General features: G+C 29.8%; 2 protein-coding genes. Both read left to right on the top strand.

Going from position 1 to position 1,210, the window contains the following annotated elements; translation table 11 throughout:
• Window positions 1-678: SAVED domain-containing protein (locus tag QI30_RS19455; RefSeq protein WP_126992123.1), on the top strand; the 678-nt coding region annotated here is incomplete at its 5' end.
• Between the two features lie 57 nt (window positions 679-735).
• Window positions 736-1,210: hypothetical protein (locus QI30_RS19450; RefSeq protein ID WP_370323644.1), on the top strand; the 475-nt coding region annotated here is incomplete at its 3' end.

Here is a 1,210-nt window from a genome sequence, read left to right as displayed (position 1 = left end):
TATCCAGCTAATGAATTTTTTATATCTTTAAATTTAGATAATAGTTCATTTAGAGATGAAGACAAATTTTTTTGGGAATTGGAAAGTCGTAATCTGCAAATTCAATTTAAAGAAAAGATAGTACCCCTTTTATCATCACATGATGTAAAACATATTTCTTTGTTTGGGATAGCACCTCAGCCACTTTTGATAGAGTTAGGGACAATGTTTTCAGATATACCAATTGTAGATGTATTTCAAAGACAAAGAGAACCTGATTCCACCTGGATATGGCCAGAAGAAGATGTAAAAGCTGAATATATAATAAAAAAGCCTTCGGAGTTTAAAGAAAAAATAGCGTTAATTGTTTCCTTGAGTGCTTCAATCGCTGAGGATAGAATTTTAAAAGTTCTTGGAGAAAACACATCAATATGGACGTTTACCATTGATGCTCCATCAAATGATTTTCTGAAATCTAAAAAGCAATTAAGTGATTTCAAAAAGGTGTTTCGAGAACTATTAAACGAAATAAAATATAGACATGGGGAAGAGAATGAGATTAATATCTTTCCAGCTGCACCAGTAGCAATTAATGTGGAAATAGGTCGTGCTTGGATGCCTAAAGCAGATTTACCTTTAAAAGTTTATGATCAGAATCGTAAGACAAACGGATTTCAATATGCTTTAACAATTCAGTAGTTAATTTTGAAGAATTATATAGAAGATAGATTTAACATATTATAGTGAGGGATAGATATGCGTTTTAGTTCAAAATTTTTTAATGACAAAGTAACTTTAAAGAAAGCAAATGGCGAAGTAGTAGAAAATATTAGTGCGGATGTTCAAAAAAATAAGATTTTCATTTCTGATGGTACGTTGCTTATTGAAGAAGGTGATTTTTTATTCCGTACTATGTCTAACGGTGCAACTGAAAAATATGAAGTAATTGATAGAGGGTATTACGAAGCATTTGCTGGATTTGAGTCTCATTATCAATGTGATGTTAGAAAAGCAACAGCTAAAGAAAAAAAATTACCTTTTAATAAAACAGTTAATAATTATTTTAATGCTCCCAACTCTAGATATAATGAAAGTTCGACTGATAATTCCATTAATATTTCATTAAGTGATGCAAATTTGTTTGATGAAATTAAAAATGAATTGAAAAAACAAGACTTCAAAGAAAACGAAATAAGTTTACTTTTAAACCAGGTAGACGATCTTGAACAAA

This window comes from Candidatus Kurthia intestinigallinarum, assembly GCF_003991225.1.
GTDB lineage: Bacteria > Bacillota > Bacilli > Bacillales_A > Planococcaceae > Kurthia > Kurthia populi.
Note: the sequence above shows the minus strand (reverse complement) of the source record. Positions and strands in the feature narration are given on the sequence as shown.